Below are 18904 nucleotides of genomic sequence, written 5' to 3'. Positions count from 1 at the left end.
TTGATGATGAAGTACACCAACGAAAAAAAACTGATCAAGGACGCCAAAAAAATCATTGCCCACCACAATGAGATATCGAGACTGAAAGGGGAAAACTTTAATATATTTTCCATTCTTAACATGGAACACAAAGAGAACGGTACCCATTCCGCTTTCTTGGGGGAATTACTCGATCCAAAAGGTTCGCATGCAAAAGGGAACTTGTTTTTACGATTGTTCTTGGAATCCGTGGACAATAACACCATCCATTTGGAGAAGGCTAGTGTTATCTTGGAAAAACATATTGGTAAACGAGATGATGCCAAGCTATTAGGAGGCAGAGTAGATATTTATATAACCGACCATGTCAACAGCATTTGCATAGAGAATAAAATCTATGCAGCCGACCAAAATGTTCAACTACAACGGTATTGCAACCACAATAAGGAAAACAACACGGTATATTACTTAACGCTCGGTGGTTCTGATGCTTCACCCGAGAGTAAAGGCAAACTGGTTTTGGATAAGGACTACCATTGTCTTGCATTTAAGACAGATATCATAGACTGGCTGGAAGCTTGTTTAAAGGAATCAGCAGAAGAACCGATTCTTAGGGAGTCCATACGGCAATACATTATTTTATTAAAGAGACTGACCAACCAATTAACCGATAAAGCCATGGAAAAAGAAATGCACAAGCTTGTCAAGGAAAATTACAATGCTGCCCAAAACATTGGCAATGCAATATCCGATGTAGAGCTGGAAACTACCAAACAGTTTGTGGATGAGATTGCTGAACGTCTTGAAAGGGAGTTGGATGACGATTGGAATATACAAGTGGACGATGATTTAAATGACCCATGGACGGGAATAACCATTACCAATGTTAAGTGGCCAGAAAATATTGCTATCAAACTCGAAGGGCAATCCAAAATACCTTGGCAAAAATCGATCTATGGTATAATAGCAGCTCAAGATAAAGTGGAAAGAGCCCCTATAAAATCAATCTTGGGGCAACTAGAATATTTTCAGTCAGGGTTTAGGGGAAGCCAAGTTTGGCCATTTAACAGGGATATTCTGTATTTTAATGAGGTAAGTGAGAGATCCAAGCTGTTTAATGCCAGCCAAAGGGAAGATTTGATTGCGTTTGTTGAAGAGAAATTATTGGAGATATGTAAGGTCAGTGAGGCTCCTTTGGCTTCTTTGAAATAGTGTAAGTATAAGGCTTACATCAGTTTATAGGAGATTTGTTGCAGCGTCGATTTGTATTGGGAATAAATGTTAAAAACGATAAATTATGGCAAATTATGGTAAAAAGTAGTATTTTTGCACTAACAGTACACACCACGCTACATCATAAGAACAGCGTCCCAGGGTGTGTCTTTTGCTTTATGGGCTTTAGTTTACTTACCTTAAACTATACAACAAATGTTTGAAAAGCCCGCATTTACCAAGGAACAACAATTAAAGCAATTAAAGGATAGGGGGCTCCACTTTTCCAATGATGCCATTGCGTTAAAGTATTTGTCGCATATCAGTTATTACCGTTTGGGGGAATATTGGTATGTCATGCAAGAGGATAAAGAAAACCATACATTTAAGGCTGACAGTAAATTTGATGATGTAGTTGCTCTATACAATTTCGATGCCGAATTAAGATTACTTTTGTTTGGAGTGATTGAAAAAATAGAGATCAGTCTTCGCACTAAATTAATTTATCACCTCTCCCATGAATTCGATCCATGGTGGTTTCAGAATTTTGAACTTTTTTCGGATAGTAGGGCTTTAGTCAAAACCCTATTCAATCTTGAGGAGGAAATCAGCAGGACAAAGGACAAGACGATAAAAAATCACTTAAAAAAGCACAAGGATGACCAAAGATTTCCCCCTTCATGGAAATCGTTGGAACACACCAGCTTTGGTTCATTGTCCAAGTTATATGGAAATTTAAAAAACACCATAAAATCAAAGGATACCATTGCGGAAGAGTTCGGGGCTGTAAACCATACCTACCTTCCCAGCTGGTTGCAATCCATAGCTCAAATACGCAATTTTTGCGCCCACCATTCCAGGCTATGGAACCGTAACCTGCCTGGCACCGTAAAATTATTGCCAAAACCGCCAAATCCTTGGATAAGCGATTTGGACAATGTGCCCAAACAACATGAATTTTCAAAACTATATGTGCATTTGTGTTTGATGAAATATTTATTGGACACCGTTCAGCCCAATAATAATTTTGGAGAAAAATTAGTTGAGTTATTCACAAAATTTCCGAATGTTGATCCTGATGCACTTGGAATGAAACCTGATTGGAAAAAAGAACCCCTTTGGAAATAGTATGACCACCCAACCCGAATACATTTTAGAAGAAAACCTAGTTGAACAGCTACAGGACTTAGGGTACGAAAAAGTCATCATTAAAGATGAAGATCAACTCGTTTCCAACTTAAAGGGTCAGTTGGAAAAACACAACCGGACCACCTTTTCGGATGCAGAGTTTAAGCAAATATTAAATCAGCTCTCCAAGGGCAACATTTATGAAAAGGCTAAAACCCTCCGTGACCGAATTACCTACCCCAAAGACAATGGGGAAACGGGATACGTGGAGTTGATCAACCAAGTGCATTGGTGTAAAAACCAGTATCAAGTTACCCATCAGGTCACCATGGAGGGCTCCTATAAAAACCGCTATGATGTCACCATACTCATTAACGGTCTGCCCTTAGTACAGGTTGAACTTAAAAAGCGGGGCTTGGAAATGAAAGAGGCTTTTAACCAAATCAATCGCTACGAAAGACATTCGTTTGGATCGGGAAGTGGATTGTTCCAATACGTGCAGCTCTTTGTCATCAGCAATGGCGTAAATACAAAGTATTTTGCAAACAACCCTGTAAAAGCACGTTCCTTTAAACAAACCTTCTTTTGGGCGGATAGGGAGAACAACATCATTACGCAGTTAAGTGAGTTTGCCAAAGAATTTTTGGAGCCTTGCCATCTCTCCAAAATGATCACCAAATACATCGTGCTGAACACCTCTAATATCCTAATGGTATTGCGCCCATATCAGTATTATGCTACTGAAGCCATCGTAGAGCGTGTGAAAAACAGTAACAAATTTGGTTATATATGGCACACCACTGGTTCGGGAAAGACATTGACCTCGTTTAAAGCCGCCCAGATACTAACCAATTTAGAAGATGTGCCCAAAGTGGTCTTTGTGGTAGACCGAAAGGATTTGGACTATCAGACCATCAAAGAGTTCAATAGCTTTAGCGAGGGCAGTATCGATGCCACGGACAATACAAGCACATTGGTCAAACAGCTCTCCGATGACACCAAGCTTATTGTAACCACCATACAAAAATTGAACACGGCCATCTCCAAGCCCAAACATATGGCGAAAGTGGATCAGCTAAAAAACGAGCGTATCGTGTTTATTTTCGATGAATGCCACCGCAGCCAGTTTGGCGATACCCATAATGCCATTAAAACCTATTTTGGCAATGCACAGATGTTCGGTTTTACGGGTACTCCCATTTTTGCCGACAATTCAACAAAGAACAAACTGGGTAGACGAACCACCAAGGATTTGTTCGAGGAGTGTTTGCATAAATACGTTATTACCGATGCCATACGGGATAGAAATGTGCTCAAGTTTTCCATTGAGTACATGAACACTGTAAAGCTTAAAGAAGAGGTTGTGGACTTAAAAGTGGAGGACATCAATACCGCAGAAGTGCTGGAGGCTCCTGAACGACTGGAGAACAACGTGGATTTCATCATCAACAACCACAACCGTAAAACGCACAACAAACGATATACGGCCATTTTCTGCGTCCAGAACGTTAAGACACTTATTACCTATTACGAGTTGTTCCAAGCTAAAAAAGTATCAGGAGAACACGATTTAAAAGTAGCTACCATTTACTCTTACCAGGCCAATCAGTTGGATGAGGATGCTATGGGTTTTATTCCTGACGAAGATTTTGAGGATCTTGAAAAAGATCCGTCGTCTAGATATGATACAAAGCATACAAGGGATAAATTGGACGAATATATTTCCGATTATAACCAAATGTTCAAAACCAATTATTCCACCAATGCGTTTTATTCCTATTACAAGGATATAGGGAAACGTGTTAAAAACAGAGAGGTGGATATTTTGTTGGTGGTCAATATGTTCTTGACAGGATTCGACAGTAAATTATTGAACACCATTTATGTCGATAAAAATTTAAAGTATCACGGCTTGATCCAAGCCTATTCCCGCACCAACCGCATATTGGACGAGGTCAAATCCCAGGGAAATGTCGTGGCCTTTAGGAATTTAAAAGAGGCCACTGATGAGGCAATTACCTTGTTTTCCAACAAAGAAGCCATTGAAGAAATTGTGGTTCAACCTTATGAGGACTACATTGAAAAGTTTGATGAAGCCGTGGAACGAGTAAAGGCTATTGCTCCAACCTTTGACAGTGTAAACGATTTGGTATCTGAAGCTGAAGAACTGGAGTTTGTAAAGGCCTTTAGGGAGTTGATGCGTGTGAAAAATGTATTGGGCACATTCACCGAGTTCAGTTTTGAGGATTTGGGCATGGACGAGCAAACCTTCGAGAACTACAAGAGCAAGTATTTGGATTTATATGATATCATAAAATCAGAGACCCAAAAGGAGAAAGTATCCATTTTGAACGACATCGATTTTGAACTGGAACTGATTCGTAGGGATGAAATAAATGTAACCTATATCTTGACCCTGTTGGCCAAACTCCACGATTCAGCGCCAAAGGAGCAAGAAGAACAGCGAAAAGCGATTTCAGACATATTGGCCTCAGAATCGCAATTAAGAAGCAAAAAAGAACTGATTGAGAAGTTTATTGCGGAAAATCTACCGTTGATAACGGACTCCGAACTAGTGGCCAATGAGTTTGAGTCCTTTTGGACTGTAGAGAAGAAAAAGGCCATAATGAACTTGGCAAAAGAGGAAAACTTGGATTATCAAAAGTTGGTCGACCTTGTAAGCAATTATCTTTTTACAGAGAAAGAACCATTACGTGATGAGATCATTGCCGTAATGAATGAGAGGCCTAGCCTAAGGGATAGAGCAACTTTATCTGAACGGATATTAGGGAAGGTAAAAGGCTTTGTAGAAACGTTTATTGATGGGATGGGGTAAACAGTACAGAGTAAGAAAGTCCTTTTATCATCGCCCTAGTACAGATGTCCCCAACCCTTTTTCGTAATTTTATCTCCTAGTTGCCACACCGCGGTTAAGGATGGGCCAGCACCTTGCGGGTGATGGGGGCACAGACGGCTGATAAAGACAGCGTGGTGTGGCAATGAACCCGCTTATTCAAACATAAACGACAGTGCACATAGAAAAAGTCATTCCCCTACCCCCTCAAAAGCACAATTTGTCCCAACTTCCCAACACCCTTTAAATCTCCGGTTTTCCCATAGGCACCGGAGAAACCCTAGATGGCTTTATGCCATTTCATAAACGGTCTGGAACAACTCCTTGTCTAAACGCTCCTGACGTGAAAAGCTTTTTTTGAGACTGCTATGGAGCACGGCATTAAAGGCATTGTAACCCAACCAAAGGTTCGGTGTGACACCTAGCTGAATGGCCTCATAATTAAGGATGTCAATAACCTCCCGAGCTCTTTTAGAGGGGTCATCATTGGTATCACTACACTCATAGCGGAAAAGCTTGGTCTGCTCCAGCACTTCTTTCACAAAGGCCTTGGTATCCAATAGTTCCACAGTCATCATTTGATGGAATCTATCGGATATGGTATAGAACTCATTATCCATGAACTTTTGAAAAAGCCCTTCCAGTTCAGGCATGATCAAATGGACACTGTTCTTATGATGCTTGATCGAAAAGCCTATTTCGGTCTTGGCCACATGCAGGCCATTGGAGCATACCTTGCGGTAGAACCCAAAATGTCCAGAGGTGCGTTCGCTCCCGTCATAGGAGTTGGTGAATCGGAGCATGGGCAGGATGGCATCCTCTCGGTTCCCCACGGAAAACTGGGTATTATCGGTCAGGATGAAGTCCATACTGAAACTTCTGTCAGAGCGGTTAATGGTCTGGCGAGAATATTCCAGACCGGTTTTGATGACCCGGTTCTCGGCTTTCCCAAAAAACAGTTCATTCGGGATATGCCCATAACGTTTTGAGACCACGTTCACAATCTTTCCATGGCTCACAACGGCCTGTTCCATACCCTTTCTAGTGGGTATTCCGGTCAATTCTTCCAAAGGTCTTAGTTCAGCTGGTACAAAGACCTCGTCCTGTTGCAATCTGTTCAAATACATAATTTATGGATTTAAGGTTAAACAATAAGTGCCGGACGCAGCAAACGGAAGACAGGCTGAGGAGTGGCAAGGAAACGGAATATAAAGGGACGCAAGGAACGGTTTATGCCGTCCCTTGTCCGACAACAGGCTGCGACGTTTACCTTTCGACACCTATTGATGGAACACTTATTCCGGACCGTCCTTTGTCAACCCATCAATTCTTTAGAAGTTCGTAATATTGCCGACCATTAAAAAACCAAACAAAACCAAATCCTTAGCATTGAAACGTACCAAAAATCACAATCCGTTTTATGTCATCACTGGAGGCCCGGGAGTGGGCAAGACTACGCTCCTAAAGGAACTACAGCAAAGAGGCATGGCAGTAGTCCCGGAAATCGCCCGCGAACTCATCAAGGAACAACAGGCCGTAGATGGCGATGCCCTACCTTGGAAAAACAAAAAGCTTTATATGGAAATGATGTTTCATCGTTCCCTTGCAAGTTTTGAAAAGGCCAAGAACGACCACAAGGAAACCACTCTCCTTTTTTTTGACCGTGGCTTTTTGGATGCCCTATGTTACGCCTCCTTGGAAGGTATTCCAATTGATCAAGAAATGAGGACCTACGTTGAAACGGCCAGATACAACGACCATGTTTTTATTTTACCCCCTTGGGAAGAAATTTATCAAACGGATGAACAGCGAAAACAAGACTGGAATGAGGCTGTATTTACCTACAACAAAATCATCCAGACCTATCGCAGCCATCTATACGACCTAATTGAAGTTCCCAAGACCTCTGTAAAAGAAAGGGCGGATTTCATTTTGAATCACATCCAGAACTCCTAATTTTCTTAAACCTAAAATTTAATTGCTTTGCTTTAAAATGGGATTTCTCAATCCAATTTACCATGGAAATTGTGGTGTTGTGTAGCCGTGAAATAGTCCCTAAATATTTGGTTCACTGTTTGACCTTCCGTGATTCCTCGAATGCCCAAAAAAGGAAATACTTCAATGATTGCTTTCGAAATAGTACCAATAGACCGAGAAGCCTCATGATGTATTTCATTGATAAAATCAATCGGTACAGATAGTCCAATCTCAATACTATATTCCAGCTGTTTTGCAAATATCATAACTTGATAATTAGCACCAATCAAAATATCTTGAAGTTTATTAAAAAAGGTATTTGACTTCTTAAACATTTGAGCCTCCTTCAAAAAGTGATCCGCCATCCCCAAATAATTGACCCATAAGGTCAAATCTGCAAATACCGAGAATGGAATTTTAAAGATGGGCTGAGGCAGATAAAATTCATCATATACGAAACTGTACTTGTTATCCACCCATTTGGATCGCACTGCAAAAGAGTCGGTAACCGTAGCCCTTAACCCCATGGCATTCCAATCCCGTATAATTTCGACATCATCTTTTTTGAGCACAAAAGATTGTTTCATAGGGCTACCATCCTCTAAAAGGATATCCTCGCCTCCTTCCTGAATCTTTGCGTTCAAAGTGAAATGTGTCAGATAGGGTGCTCCTGTGGCATACTTCCAATGTCCATTGATTATATAGCCATCGTCCATTTTCTCAGCAGTCCCAAATGCACCTCCACTCCCCCCAAAGCGAACCGCTTTTTCGGATTCTAAAAAAATCTCGTCCGCAACGCCCTGCTTTAAATTCCCAATAAAGAAATTGGCTCCGCTGCACAAGGTCACGGTCCAGCCCAGACTACCATCGCATTGGGCAAGTGAATGTAAGGTTTTCAAGCCCTCGGACAAGGACATTTCCATTCCACCATATTCTTTTGGCACCCAAAGGTTCCACAAATTTTCGGCATCGATCCAATCCAGAACTTCTTTTGGAAACTCCTTTTTCCCAAAACAGCGTTGTTGAATGCTATGCTGCGGCTCCATCCAATTCCTTTTCAATGATTTTGGACCATTTGATATAACCCGATATGGCCACCAAGAATAAAAACGTTGTCAATCCCGCATATATGTATAGTTCTTTGTACACTAACAGTGGTATGGAAATCAAGTTGCTAATATTCAAATAAATCCAGTTTTCTATCTTTCGTTTGGCCATTAACCACATCCCTGCCCAAGCAAAGGCAACGACCATGGCGTCCCAATAGGGGACATCGGAATCCGTATGTTGTCCCAACCAATAGGCCATAATGAGAAAGCATCCTAATACAATGCCTACTGCAATCCCATGATCTCTACCATCAGAATAAGAAATGGGCGATTCTTTTTGTTGCTTTCCCATCTTCCAATAGAACCAACCATAGATACTCATGACCAAATAGTAAAGATTTAGAAGAATGTCGGCATATAATCGGGATTGGTACAACACCCAAATACTGATCAATATGGCAATGATTCCAAAAAGGTAATTATGTACGTTGTTCTGGCGTGCCATAAGGACCTGAACCACACCAAAGGCGGTTCCTACCCATTGTAAAACAACTAATTGTGAAAATATTTCCATTTTTTGGGTTTCTCTACTAATTATAATGACATCGGAATCCCAAAATGGAACAAAGGCCTGAATCGGCTTTTCCAAAATCCCTACGCCAGCATTATCTGGATCAGGTGCGAAGCAAAGTGCTTCCGGGTTTAATCTCAGCCCTTACGGACACCCCTTGTGTTATTGTATAAAGGTAGAATTGTTTTTTGGAAATACATATTTGAAATGCAAACATTCCTAAACTAGGTTATTTAAAAATCGTCCCAATATCATGGTGTACCTTTAAATAATGCTGTTCCAATTCCAGTTCAGTTACCTCTAAAGGTTTAGGTAATCCCTTTTGAATTTCTGGTTTGACAAACCGCACCTTCCGATCTTTTCCATCTGCGAACACCACAAACTCCCCTTGCCTTAACCGAAAGAACACCTCTGCCCTTCGTTTGGACACTTCCTTCTCCCCTTCCGTTATTCGACTTTCCAAGTTGAGCCCTGAACTCTTGCTCACACTTCGGGTCGGAATCTTGACCAGCTCAAAAAAGCGTTCATAGTATCTTGCTGTATCTGGGTCGTTCACCTTCCCAAAAAACTGATAGGATAGATTGGATAGGATTGCCTTACTCGCCTTTTCCCCATACATCATATCATTTTGGATCTTGTCCTGAAGGACATAGACACTCACAATATCATAGCTTCGTAAAGTAGCAGGTATTCGATGCATGTTTAATAACCGTAAGGTGGAAGCCTCTTCCAACAACATAAAGGAAGGTTTACGATTGCGCTGGGACATTTGTTTGGAGATGGTATGGATGATGGTGGCAATAACCGGAGATAAGGAAGCATCCTTTTGCGGATTGTTGACCAAGGCTATGACTGCAGGATTCTTTTCATTATTGATATCCAAGGGAATCTCATCCGCGGAAAGCACCATAAAAATCTTCCGTGTACTGATCTTTTTAATGGCATTGGCCAGGGTACTGAGTACTCCTGCTGTCTGTCGTTCAGAACCCACACCACTGATAAAGGCATCGGCCATGGCCCTTGCGGTAATGTTTCCTCGTAGAAATTTGATCAGGCTTTTGGTGGACAACTGTTGGAACAAAGCTATCAGATGGGGCAAGGTGCAATAATGCGGGTAGTCTTTTTTTAGACGCCATATCAGCCCGCTGACCAACCCTTCTGCAGCATCCTTAAAAAAGCGTGAGGTGCTATTCTCATCTGAGTCCTTATGTTCCATCAGATTTTCCAAAAGCACCCGTGATACCTCATGCACACTTTCTTCATCGGGCAAGTATCTTGGGGCTATTGGATTCACTCGATGATATATAGGTCCGAAAGAAACAATCCGAAAGGGAATCTTTTCATCTTGCCATAAGGGGTAGGCCATTTCCGTGATCTCAAAATCCTTGTAATCATGTATAATCCCGGAGAAATGCGCTTTCTGAAAATGCCTCAAAAAATTATAGATGACACTTTCGGTCTTTCCACTCCCTGCAGAGGCCATTACGGAAACTCCTCTTCGAATATTCTCCATAACCAAGGGTCTGCCACGCACTTTCATCTTTACTACAAAGGTTTTGGAAGGTTTCTTATCGTCCTTGAAATAGTCCACAAAACTATAAATGATGATGTGCAGGAACATCAAAGGCAACCATAGGGTCAATGTCCTTTTTATTAAATCATCCCATCCCAAAATCAAACCATTGGCCATGGCCAAAAGTACGATCCCCAAAGCCCAAATCACAAAGCCATATTCGAGATACCGATTCACCACAACCGAAATCCCTCCCCCAACCAACAGGCAACCTATAGTTCCAATCCATCCTAAATGCTCCATATCTTTATCTTTTACATACCAATCGATCCCGATTCCATAGCCTTCCCGATTCCTTTCTTCAGTTGCATCATGGCCTTATAGGCCAATTGGGCCTTGTTTGTGGGGATGCTCGGAACATGGACACCGGCCTTGAACAATAATTGTTTGGCCACTTGCTTCTCGTTTGTGGGCAAACCCAATAGCGCTGCAAAGAACTGTTTGGGATTCTTGTCCAACAAGTTTCGGGCATGGTAGGTTTCCACAAAATTTCTTCTATACCCAAACTGTCTATCAAAAGTTTTTTCAGAGGCACGATAGAATTTATCCCTATCAAAGCCCTGCTTTACTTTCTCCCCGTTCAATGTTGTCTCGGAGGTCCGAAATTTAGATCCAGGTGAAAGGCTATGGGAATTGGTCACATCCTTACGGCTGACAATGATATGGATATGGCTCTGGTGGCCTTCCTTGGCCATGCCTGGAACGATACGTTTGCCATGCTGTTTATGGGGCGCTTCTAGTTCCAATGCCTGTATTTTTTCTTTGAGTTTACCGATATCCCCATGCTCCCTACCTTGTTTGATGTCCCTAATCTTATGTTGTAGTGCCAGGATCTTACTGGCAATGGGTTGGTTTTCTTTAACTGCTTTATCTTTTTCGGAATAGGTTCGTTCCCGTTCCAACTTCGCGAAATACAATACCTCCTTTACGGTCACTTCCTTGTCTCGATAAAAGGAGGCAGCATAGGTCTTCATCAGTTCCCGGGTGTACTCTTTCAGTTTTTCGGAATCGTTCCCGATATGTTTCAGTTCTGCTTGTGAGGGACTTACCATAATGGAATAAAACTTAGGATCTCGCTTGGACAACTTGGAGGTATTGGCATCGATTTCGGCAATGACCCGTTGGGCATCAATGTCATTTTCCGTTTGATTGAAAAAAAGTTCCTGCTCTTCTGGAGCCTTCCCTTCGTTCTCCTTTTCCAAATACTTGATAAAATCACTGGCACTGCCATGATAGTTATCTCCCAAGTGTTGTCTTGTGATGGCGATGTACATACTTATAGATTTTTGAGTTTGGTACGGTACTGTTCAATGGCCCCAGGTTTGAGATCCACTTTGAGTTGATCCTTCCCAAAATGGTTTTTGGTTATGGCCACATGGTCCAGGACATGTGTAAAATCCTGCTTCAATTCTTCCATTTGTTCCCTCAACCGTTCATGCACGATCTTGGGCACCGTGGTCTCCTTGTCCAAGAGTTCAGGATTGGAGGGGGTATTGATCTCGGTCAGTTGTTTTTCAAAAAACTCAAAGTCCCCTTCCCATTCCTCGCCATCCCCAGATTCCAGTTCCTGCTGAAATAGGGCCTGTATCATACTGACCGTGGGCAGGGTCTGCTCTTTTTCGATACTGCGCATGATGGCCACCATGGCATTGAATCGCCTTTTGATCAAATATTTAAGGCTTGCAATGGTCTCGTGCATCCGTTCATCGGGCGATATACCATTATGATCAAAGAACTCCACCATGGCCAACAAGGTCATGGAATGGGACTTTCCTTGCCGTTTGGAAAAGCTCCGAAATTTCATGGCCACCGAGATTTTGATCCTCAGTCCCGCAAACGTCTCTTTTTCATATCCTTTATCCATTTTTTCAACAAAAATTCCTTGGTTTTACTGGGCCCGGCCCATTTTTTCAACAAAAACCAAATGCCCGAAATCTTCAAGATTCCCCGAAACCCCCATAAACAGGGCCTTGCGAAGCAACCATGATCGGTAGCGCTGCGCCAGCACGCTATCCTCTTGCTTCTCCTTTTTGCGCCAAAGGCCCAAAAAGCATCGCACAAACCATCTTAAAAAGACAGCCGTCCCTTTTCATATTTTACCCTATGGAGCACGGACTTTTGGAAAGTCAGATCAAGTTGGGTTGCCGTGCAAACTTTGCTACGATGTAGCATCTTAAATATACCCACATTCCTTCAGGCACAAAAATGCGTTCTGCGGGCAAATGGCATCATTTGCCCGCAGCAAATATGAAACGTCCATTTTTGGGTTTCCACAACGTCGGGAGTTCCACGGGAACGCCAAAAAAAAGACCCTTTTTCAAGGGTCTTGTTCCCGTCAGTCCTCTGATGGAACAGTATTGGTCTGTTCCCTGTAATACTCATACCGAAATATCCAGAGATTGACCACCAGGGAGTAGGTTTTGTCCACCGTGGCATCCGCTGTCTTTTTGACAACGCTTTTCTTTGGATGTTTCTTTGCAGGGATTTCCAATGACTTTTTTACAATTGCTTTCATAATACATGATTTTAGATTATTAATTATTTGAGGGCATCCCCGCACTTCACAAAAATTTCAGCTCAAAAGGAAACGGAATAAGGAGTGAGGTACGAACGGTTTATGCCGTAGTCTTTTGATGGGAACATTTTTGAAGGGCGAACTTGCGGTCAAATAAGGGATAGGTATACTTTGGGGTTGCCCAATACTTTGCAAACAAGAATTTCCCAAATTGGTTTTTGGGTGTTCGACCCACCTAAAAACCAACCATGAACCCATAAAAAAAGCCCATCGTGATGGATGGGCTTCGATGGTGTGTTTTGGCATTCACATATTGAATACGAAATCATAACTGTAGAGATTTCGCATTGCCTCTTCTTCCAAGAGGGTATCATAGTCCTTATCATGCGTTTCTGCAAATTGGAGCAATTCGGTCCCGGAACGGCTTTCCACATCTTCTTTGGATACGGAAAGCAAACGTTCCTGGGTCTCGCTATCAAGGTTGGTAAAGTTCAAATAGACCATTATTCAAAACTTTGATAGTTCATTGCTCACAGATCATATAGGCTTGGATCGAACCCATCGGGGTAATACCTTGGGTCATATTGTTCTTCCAACCATTTTTCAAATTCCGTCATTTCTGTATTCGCTGTATTCGCTTCCATGACCATTGGATTAAAGAATTCCATTATCAGCAAAACTGTAATACCGTCCGTCTGGGGCAAGGATGATATGGTCCAAAATCTTGACGTCAAAAAGCTGTGCTGCCTCTTTGATTTTTTGGGTCAATTGTTTGTCCTGATAACTGGCCTTGAGTTGCCCAGAGGGATGGTTATGGGCGAGTATGATCCCCACGGAAAGAGTCTTTAGCGTAATGGCAAAAAGGATGCGCAGATCTACCAAGGTACCTGTGATGCCCCCATGGGATAAGGGGTAAATGCCCTTTACCTTATTGGACTGGTTGAGCAGCACGATCTTAAAGGTCTCGTGCAGGCCTATGGTCTTGTTGTCCCAGTTTTGGAACAATAGATTCGCTACCTCATTGGAGTTCGTCACGGACAGGGATTTCAGGGTACTGAGCTTTTCCCGATAACTGATCTGTATTTCATTGACACGGTGTTCCATTTCAAATATGTTAAGGATGAAAAAAGAAAGGGATGCCCAAAGACTGGACACCCCCTATCCATTTTACTCGGTGGTATTGTTATCACCACCACCCAAAAGCAGGATCTCACTGGCCACTACCTCGGTCACATACTTTTTATTGCCCTCTTTGTCCTCATAGGATCGGGAGGTCAATTTCCCTTCGATGGCAACTTCCTTGCCCTTGGTCACAAAACCTTCGATGATGTCGGCCAGTTTTCCCCATGCGATGATGGTGTGCCATTCGGTATTGGTCACCCGTTCCCCTTCGGAGTTCTTGTAATGTTCATTGGTGGCCATGGTGAACCGTGCCACACGTTTCCCCTTGTCAAGGTCTGTAATGGTGGGGTCCTGCCCCACATTTCCGATAAGTTGCACTTTGTTTCTCAATGTACTCATGATAAAAAGTTTTAAAGGCCTGCCGTCCTCCAGTATGGACAGATCAGCAAACAGGGTTAAAAATTTCCCCTCTATTTTTTTGGTTTTTGTCTCCCAAATTTTAAGGGGCGTTTGTTTGCTTCTTACGTGCGTAGCACAATAAAAGAAGGGGGTTCTGTCAAGGCTTTTGGACAGAAATCGGGAGGCTCCGCGACGTAGTAAAACCTTAAGGTTTTCAAGGAAGTGGAAACCCTATTTATGGACAAAACCTGCCTTGGCCTTGACAGGTTCGATGAGGGCCCTAGGAATTCCATCCGACCCATTGGCAAGGGAGCGTACGGGAAGTTAAGCGACTGCAGGCGATGGTGTCCTGATTGGAAGTCCTTGGGCCCTGCCCTGTTTTTCGATGCCCCGAAAAACAATCAGGGCTTCTTTTATTACGGGACCCTTAAAATTTGATGGGCGGACAAGCGGATTTGCGGCCTTATAGGCAAAACCCCAAGAAGGGTTTGCAAAGGAAGGACGCACCAAAAATCCGTTTGGGCGACTTCCGTTTTGCCCAAATGAAGTTTCATCAAACATTACGACAATAAGGGAACAAAAGTATTGGAGTTACCCTACGACCGGATTATTTTTCATCTACAGTGATAAGCATTTCGTAATTGTTCGGATAAGATTCTTTATGCCCGGAAGCTTTCATATTGTCTCATAAGTCCTGTCGCCGTTTCTCGAAGAATCAGACCCCTAACCTTCCTGAAGTCCCCTCCAAAACAAGGAAAGTTGTTTGGGTGTCTCAACCTGCGAAGCGTCTCATGTACAATTTTATTGAAGGTCTTGGCCAACCATGGAGCTGCCAACAACGGCTGAAATATAAGTTAGCCCAAAAAATAGTTCCTCTTTGAAACTAAGTGTTCCACTTCATCCGCTGAAGTCGAACAGCATTCAATATTGCCAATAAGGCAACCCCCACATCAGCAAAAACTGCTTCCCACATCGTGGCTAGGCCTCCCGCTCCAAGGATGAGCACAAATGCCTTCACGCCAAAAGCGAGCCCAATATTTTGCCAAACTATCTTTCGGGTGGAGCGTCCTATTTTAATGGCCCGTGCCATCTTGCTCGGTTGGTCGGTCTGAATGATGACATCTGCTGTTTCAATGGCCACATCACTACCCAAGCCTCCCATGGCAATGCCCACATCGCTGATGGCCAGAACGGGCGCATCATTAATGCCATCGCCCATAAAGGCCACTTTGGTGTCTGATTGTTTTTTGAGTTCTTCGACTTCGCCGAGCTTATCTTCTGGTAATAGGCCGCCCTTTGCCCAATCAAAGTTTAACTTTTTCGAGACTTGTTGCGTTATGGAATCTTTGTCACCCGAAAGCATTATGATTTTCGAAATCCCGGCATCCCTGATTTGTTGGATGGCTAGATGGGCATCTTCCTTGAGTTCATCTGCAATGGTAACATAGCCTGCAAATTTTTCATCAATGGCCAACATTACAATAGAATCTACAATATCATCGGTTTCTGGAGGCACATCAATGTTGTTTGAGGCCATTAGCGCTTTATTGCCCACCAGCACTGTTTTCCCATTGACCGTTCCCCTTAATCCCTTTCCGGCAACTTCCGAAACATCGGTTGCCTTTATATCCGTTCCTTCGGCTTTGTATTCCAAAATTGCTTTTGCTATGGGATGGGTAGATTGTTCCTCCATGGCCATCAAGTATTTCATAAACTTGGCTTCCTCAAATTGGGCAGTCTTGATCTCCTTGATTTTAAAAACCCCTTTGGTAACGGTTCCCGTTTTGTCCATCACTACCGTGTTCACTTTGGTGATTGCTTCCAAAAAAGATGCACCTTTGAAAAGAATCCCATTTCGGGATGCCGCTCCCAGACCACCAAAATAGCCGAGCGGAATGGAAATGACCAAGGCACAGGGACAGGAAACCACAAGGAATATTAAAGCGCGATAAAGCCAATCCCTAAATACATAGTCATTTAGAAAAAAGTAGGGCAAGAACGTTAATCCAATGGCAAGGAAAACTACAATGGGCGTATAAATTCTCGCAAATCTTCTAATGAACAGTTCTGTCTTTGATTTTCTGGCTGTAGCGTTTTGTACCATATCCAAGATTCGAGTGATGGAACTATCCTTGAATTCTTTGGAGGTTTCTACATCGATAACACCCTCAAGATTAATACTTCCGGCATAGACTTTTTCGTCTCTATTTATCGTATCGGGCTTACTTTCGCCAGTAATTGCCGCCGTATTGAGGGAAGCTCTTTCGGATAAGAGAATACCGTCCAAGGGGATTTTCTCACCCACACGTACTTGTATCCTTTCGCCAATCTCGACGGTTTCGGGGTTTACGGTAACGAAATTCCCGTTACGAAGCACCAAAGCTTCGTCCGGTCGCGCATCCAAAAGGGCCTTAATATTTCCCTTTGCCCGATTGACTGCTGCATTTTGGAACAGTTCGCCCACGGCGTAAAACAACATTACCGCCACGCCCTCTGGGTATTCGCCTATGGCAAAGGCCCCTAAAGTGGCAATGGACATCAGGAAAAATTCAGTAAAGAAATCACCATGCTTTATACTGTTCCAACCTTCTTTGATGACAGGAAAACCAACAGGCAAATAGGCAAGGGTGTACCATGCGATTCTTATCCAGCCCTTGAAAAACGGGAAAGCATCAAAATAGTCCACTGCTATGCCGATGATGAGCATTACAAAACTGAAAATGGCCGGTAAATAGGTTTTGAATTTAGATACACCTTCAGGACCACCATGGTTATGGCCACTTTCGTGTCCGTTTTCGCCCTGGCGTTCCTTTGAACCTAGATCACGTAGTTTTACTTTTTTCTTTTTCATAGACGGTAAGGTCGTAATTAGTTTCGTGCAACGGAAGTGCATTTATTGACCGCTGCATTTGTCGCAAATTCCCTTAATGACCAAATTGGCATTTTCTGCCACATACCCATCAGGTAGATTGATATGGGGAATCTTATGCTCAGTGAGACAGACCGTTTCATCACAGTTATCGCAATGAAAGTGCAGGTGCAGATCTTGTTCCATTTCACAATTGCAACCTGGTTCGCACAGGGCATACTTTGAAATATTGGTGCCATCATCTATTTGGTGCACAATTCGTTTTTCCTCAAAGGTCTTCAGGGTCCGGTACAATGTGGTTCTGTCCGCTTTTGAGAAAGCGTTCTCCATATCGGTCAGGGCAATGGCCACTTCCTTTTCAGCCAAATATTTATAGATCAAAATACGCATCGCCGTTGGGCGTACACCTTTGTTTTCCAATGTTTTTTCAATTTCTGTCATCATATTGTAATTTTATCAATGGCTATGTCCCGCATCCCCTTTTTTCATTTGGGCCATTAAATAGTAGGCATTGTTGTATGCAAATGTAGTATATGGCCCAACGGAATCTACAAAATCGATGGCGACCCAATCCCCGTCATTTGGGCCTGTGCTAATTTCGACAGGTTTGAAGCTCCAGTCATTGCCTTCACGCTCCGCTTTAAAAATATACTTCTTTCCTTCGTTTGAACTTATTGCACTTTCAGGCACCGCAACGGTCTCGGATTTTTGGATTTCAATCCGTCCTTCAACATACATCCCTGGAATCAGCTGCCCTTCCTTGTTCTCGATTTCAGCATGGACGTGTATCGCTTTGGGATTTTGCTCGAAAGTTTTCCCTACGGAATAAATTTTCGCAGTAAGTTCCTTTCCGGGAATGGATTGCACATTGAAGGATACTTGCTGGCCTACCTTTACTTTGTACACATCCTTTTCAAACACCATTAAATCGGCATGGACGTGATGGGTGTCAACGATTTCAAATAGGTCGGTCTGCGGTTCTACGTACTGCCCGGTTTTGACCGCTACTTTTTGGACAAATCCCTCAATGGGACTTCGCAATGCCACCCGTTGGTAAATCGTACCGTTTCTGACCCCGGATGCACTAATGTTCAATTGTTCCAACTGTGCTTCCAATCCTTTTGCCAGGCTTTGGGAGGCCCGGTATTCCGCTTTGGCCTTTTGAAAGTTGGCCCCGCTGCCCACCCCGGCATCATACAGGGTTTTTTGTCTTTCAAATTCCTTTTGCAGAAACTGGCTGTTACTGTAGGCGTTCAGGTAATCGGTCTGTTTCTGGATGATATTGGGGTGGGACAAATAGGCGACCGTTTGTCCCTTTTTTACTTTGTCGCCTTCAATGACCTCTATGGACACCACATTGGCACCCACGACCGTCGTAATGGTCGCTTCATTCTGAGGTGGGACCTCCAGTTGGCCATTGGCTTCCACATACTGCTTCATAACACGTTGGGCAACGGTATCGATTCTCATGTTAAGGTTCCGGCACTGCGCCTCCGTAAGCATGGCTTCTTTGGCTTCACTTTCTTTGTGCATTTCGCCCATTTCAGGTTTTTTTTGCTTTGCTTCTTCAGTATCGGCTTTGGAATTCCCACAGGAAGTAAGAACCAAGAGCATCGTCACGAGCCCGATAACGCTATATTTAAAAAGATTGTTCAT

At 42.9% G+C, this 18904-nt stretch carries 17 protein-coding genes; 4 read left to right on the top strand and 13 right to left on the bottom strand.

Annotation, left to right across the window (positions count from 1 at the left end):
* The first annotated feature begins 3 nt into the window (after positions 1 to 3).
* The 3 genes from BLQ18_RS09565 (at position 4) to BLQ18_RS09555 (ending at position 5155) form a co-directional block, all read left to right on the top strand.
* On the top strand, positions 4 to 1191 hold the full coding sequence (locus tag BLQ18_RS09565; protein WP_090294793.1) for a PDDEXK-like family protein: 1188 nt from the start codon (positions 4 to 6) through the stop codon (positions 1189 to 1191).
* A gap of 216 nt (positions 1192 to 1407) precedes the next feature.
* The gene (locus BLQ18_RS09560; RefSeq protein WP_090294790.1) at positions 1408 to 2319 is read left to right on the top strand and encodes an Abi family protein; all 912 of its coding nucleotides are present in this window, start codon (positions 1408 to 1410) and stop codon (positions 2317 to 2319) included.
* Between the two features lies 1 nt (position 2320).
* Positions 2321 to 5155, top strand: a complete 2835-nt coding sequence (locus BLQ18_RS09555; protein ID WP_090294787.1) for a type I restriction endonuclease subunit R — start codon at positions 2321 to 2323, stop codon at positions 5153 to 5155.
* A gap of 308 nt (positions 5156 to 5463) precedes the next feature.
* On the opposite strand, the gene BLQ18_RS09550 is transcribed toward BLQ18_RS09555, so the two are convergent.
* The gene (locus tag BLQ18_RS09550; RefSeq protein ID WP_090294785.1) at positions 5464 to 6300 is read right to left on the bottom strand and encodes a DUF932 domain-containing protein; all 837 of its coding nucleotides are present in this window, start codon (positions 6298 to 6300) and stop codon (positions 5464 to 5466) included.
* 262 nt (positions 6301 to 6562) lie between these two features.
* On the opposite strand from BLQ18_RS09550, the gene BLQ18_RS09545 reads away from it, so the two are divergent.
* Positions 6563 to 7129 carry an AAA family ATPase gene (locus BLQ18_RS09545; protein ID WP_090297501.1) on the top strand — a complete coding sequence of 189 codons (567 nt, stop codon included), beginning with the start codon at positions 6563 to 6565 and terminating at the stop codon, positions 7127 to 7129.
* Between the two features lie 47 nt (positions 7130 to 7176).
* Here BLQ18_RS09545 and BLQ18_RS09540 read toward each other — a convergent pair whose 3' ends face one another.
* The 12 genes from BLQ18_RS09540 to BLQ18_RS09475 all read right to left on the bottom strand — a co-directional run bounded on the left by BLQ18_RS09540 (position 7177) and on the right by BLQ18_RS09475 (position 18904).
* Positions 7177 to 8196 (bottom strand): acyl-CoA dehydrogenase family protein, encoded by a 1020-nt coding sequence (locus tag BLQ18_RS09540; protein ID WP_090294782.1) that lies wholly within the window; start codon positions 8194 to 8196, stop codon positions 7177 to 7179.
* On the bottom strand, positions 8180 to 8773 hold the full coding sequence (gene pnuC / locus BLQ18_RS09535; RefSeq protein WP_090297496.1) for a nicotinamide riboside transporter PnuC: 594 nt from the start codon (positions 8771 to 8773) through the stop codon (positions 8180 to 8182). Before pnuC ends, BLQ18_RS09540 begins: the two co-directional genes overlap by 17 nt.
* 226 nt (positions 8774 to 8999) lie before the next feature.
* Positions 9000 to 10586 (bottom strand): type IV secretory system conjugative DNA transfer family protein, encoded by a 1587-nt coding sequence (locus tag BLQ18_RS09530; RefSeq protein ID WP_090294780.1) that lies wholly within the window; start codon positions 10584 to 10586, stop codon positions 9000 to 9002.
* 11 nt (positions 10587 to 10597) lie between these two features.
* Positions 10598 to 11617: a MobB family relaxase gene (gene mobB, locus BLQ18_RS09525; protein ID WP_090294777.1), complete on the bottom strand. Its 1020-nt coding sequence runs from the start codon at positions 11615 to 11617 to the stop codon at positions 10598 to 10600.
* 2 nt (positions 11618 to 11619) lie between these two features.
* Positions 11620 to 12207 carry a BfmA/BtgA family mobilization protein gene (locus BLQ18_RS09520; protein ID WP_090294774.1) on the bottom strand — a complete coding sequence of 196 codons (588 nt, stop codon included), beginning with the start codon at positions 12205 to 12207 and terminating at the stop codon, positions 11620 to 11622.
* 471 nt (positions 12208 to 12678) lie between these two features.
* Complete coding sequence (locus BLQ18_RS09515; RefSeq protein ID WP_067036202.1) at positions 12679 to 12858, bottom strand: hypothetical protein; 180 nt, start codon at positions 12856 to 12858, stop codon at positions 12679 to 12681.
* Positions 12859 to 13164: 306 nt separating this feature from the next.
* Positions 13165 to 13362: a hypothetical protein gene (locus tag BLQ18_RS09505; RefSeq protein ID WP_090294768.1), complete on the bottom strand. Its 198-nt coding sequence runs from the start codon at positions 13360 to 13362 to the stop codon at positions 13165 to 13167.
* 150 nt (positions 13363 to 13512) lie between these two features.
* Positions 13513 to 13962, bottom strand: coding sequence for a JAB domain-containing protein (locus BLQ18_RS09500; protein WP_090294766.1), 450 nt, complete (start codon positions 13960 to 13962; stop codon positions 13513 to 13515).
* Positions 13963 to 14025: 63 nt separating this feature from the next.
* Positions 14026 to 14379 carry a single-stranded DNA-binding protein gene (locus BLQ18_RS09495; RefSeq protein WP_036385938.1) on the bottom strand — a complete coding sequence of 118 codons (354 nt, stop codon included), beginning with the start codon at positions 14377 to 14379 and terminating at the stop codon, positions 14026 to 14028.
* An 883-nt stretch (positions 14380 to 15262) separates the two neighbouring features.
* Positions 15263 to 17230: a heavy metal translocating P-type ATPase gene (locus BLQ18_RS09485; protein WP_090294760.1), complete on the bottom strand. Its 1968-nt coding sequence runs from the start codon at positions 17228 to 17230 to the stop codon at positions 15263 to 15265.
* A 42-nt stretch (positions 17231 to 17272) separates the two neighbouring features.
* Complete coding sequence (locus BLQ18_RS09480; protein WP_067036187.1) at positions 17273 to 17689, bottom strand: Fur family transcriptional regulator; 417 nt, start codon at positions 17687 to 17689, stop codon at positions 17273 to 17275.
* 15 nt (positions 17690 to 17704) lie between these two features.
* Positions 17705 to 18904 carry an efflux RND transporter periplasmic adaptor subunit gene (locus BLQ18_RS09475; RefSeq protein ID WP_090297494.1) on the bottom strand — a complete coding sequence of 400 codons (1200 nt, stop codon included), beginning with the start codon at positions 18902 to 18904 and terminating at the stop codon, positions 17705 to 17707.

Origin of the sequence: Flagellimonas zhangzhouensis (assembly GCF_900102925.1) — a bacterium.
In the GTDB taxonomy this organism is placed as follows: domain Bacteria; phylum Bacteroidota; class Bacteroidia; order Flavobacteriales; family Flavobacteriaceae; genus Flagellimonas; species Flagellimonas zhangzhouensis.
The sequence above is the reverse complement of the archived record's forward strand: the minus strand, read 5'-3'. Positions and strand labels throughout refer to the sequence as shown.

Excerpts from the sequence above, each read along its gene's own strand:
- pnuC (WP_090297496.1), bottom strand. The coding sequence starts at position 8,773 with ATGGAAATATTTTCACAATTAGTTGTTTTACAATGGGTAGGAACCGCC.
- BLQ18_RS09480 (WP_067036187.1), bottom strand. The coding sequence starts at position 17,689 with ATGACAGAAATTGAAAAAACATTGGAAAACAAAGGTGTACGCCCAACG.
- BLQ18_RS09505 (WP_090294768.1), bottom strand. The coding sequence starts at position 13,362 with ATGGTCTATTTGAACTTTACCAACCTTGATAGCGAGACCCAGGAACGT.
- BLQ18_RS09550 (WP_090294785.1), bottom strand. The coding sequence starts at position 6,300 with ATGTATTTGAACAGATTGCAACAGGACGAGGTCTTTGTACCAGCTGAA.
- BLQ18_RS09565 (WP_090294793.1), top strand. The coding sequence starts at position 4 with ATGATGAAGTACACCAACGAAAAAAAACTGATCAAGGACGCCAAAAAA.
- BLQ18_RS09475 (WP_090297494.1), bottom strand. The coding sequence starts at position 18,904 with ATGAACAATCTTTTTAAATATAGCGTTATCGGGCTCGTGACGATGCTC.
- BLQ18_RS09485 (WP_090294760.1), bottom strand. The coding sequence starts at position 17,230 with ATGAAAAAGAAAAAAGTAAAACTACGTGATCTAGGTTCAAAGGAACGC.
- BLQ18_RS09515 (WP_067036202.1), bottom strand. The coding sequence starts at position 12,858 with ATGAAAGCAATTGTAAAAAAGTCATTGGAAATCCCTGCAAAGAAACAT.
- BLQ18_RS09500 (WP_090294766.1), bottom strand. The coding sequence starts at position 13,962 with ATGGAACACCGTGTCAATGAAATACAGATCAGTTATCGGGAAAAGCTC.
- BLQ18_RS09555 (WP_090294787.1), top strand. The coding sequence starts at position 2,321 with ATGACCACCCAACCCGAATACATTTTAGAAGAAAACCTAGTTGAACAG.
- BLQ18_RS09520 (WP_090294774.1), bottom strand. The coding sequence starts at position 12,207 with ATGGATAAAGGATATGAAAAAGAGACGTTTGCGGGACTGAGGATCAAA.
- BLQ18_RS09495 (WP_036385938.1), bottom strand. The coding sequence starts at position 14,379 with ATGAGTACATTGAGAAACAAAGTGCAACTTATCGGAAATGTGGGGCAG.
- mobB (WP_090294777.1), bottom strand. The coding sequence starts at position 11,617 with ATGTACATCGCCATCACAAGACAACACTTGGGAGATAACTATCATGGC.
- BLQ18_RS09560 (WP_090294790.1), top strand. The coding sequence starts at position 1,408 with ATGTTTGAAAAGCCCGCATTTACCAAGGAACAACAATTAAAGCAATTA.
- BLQ18_RS09540 (WP_090294782.1), bottom strand. The coding sequence starts at position 8,196 with ATGGAGCCGCAGCATAGCATTCAACAACGCTGTTTTGGGAAAAAGGAG.
- BLQ18_RS09530 (WP_090294780.1), bottom strand. The coding sequence starts at position 10,586 with ATGGAGCATTTAGGATGGATTGGAACTATAGGTTGCCTGTTGGTTGGG.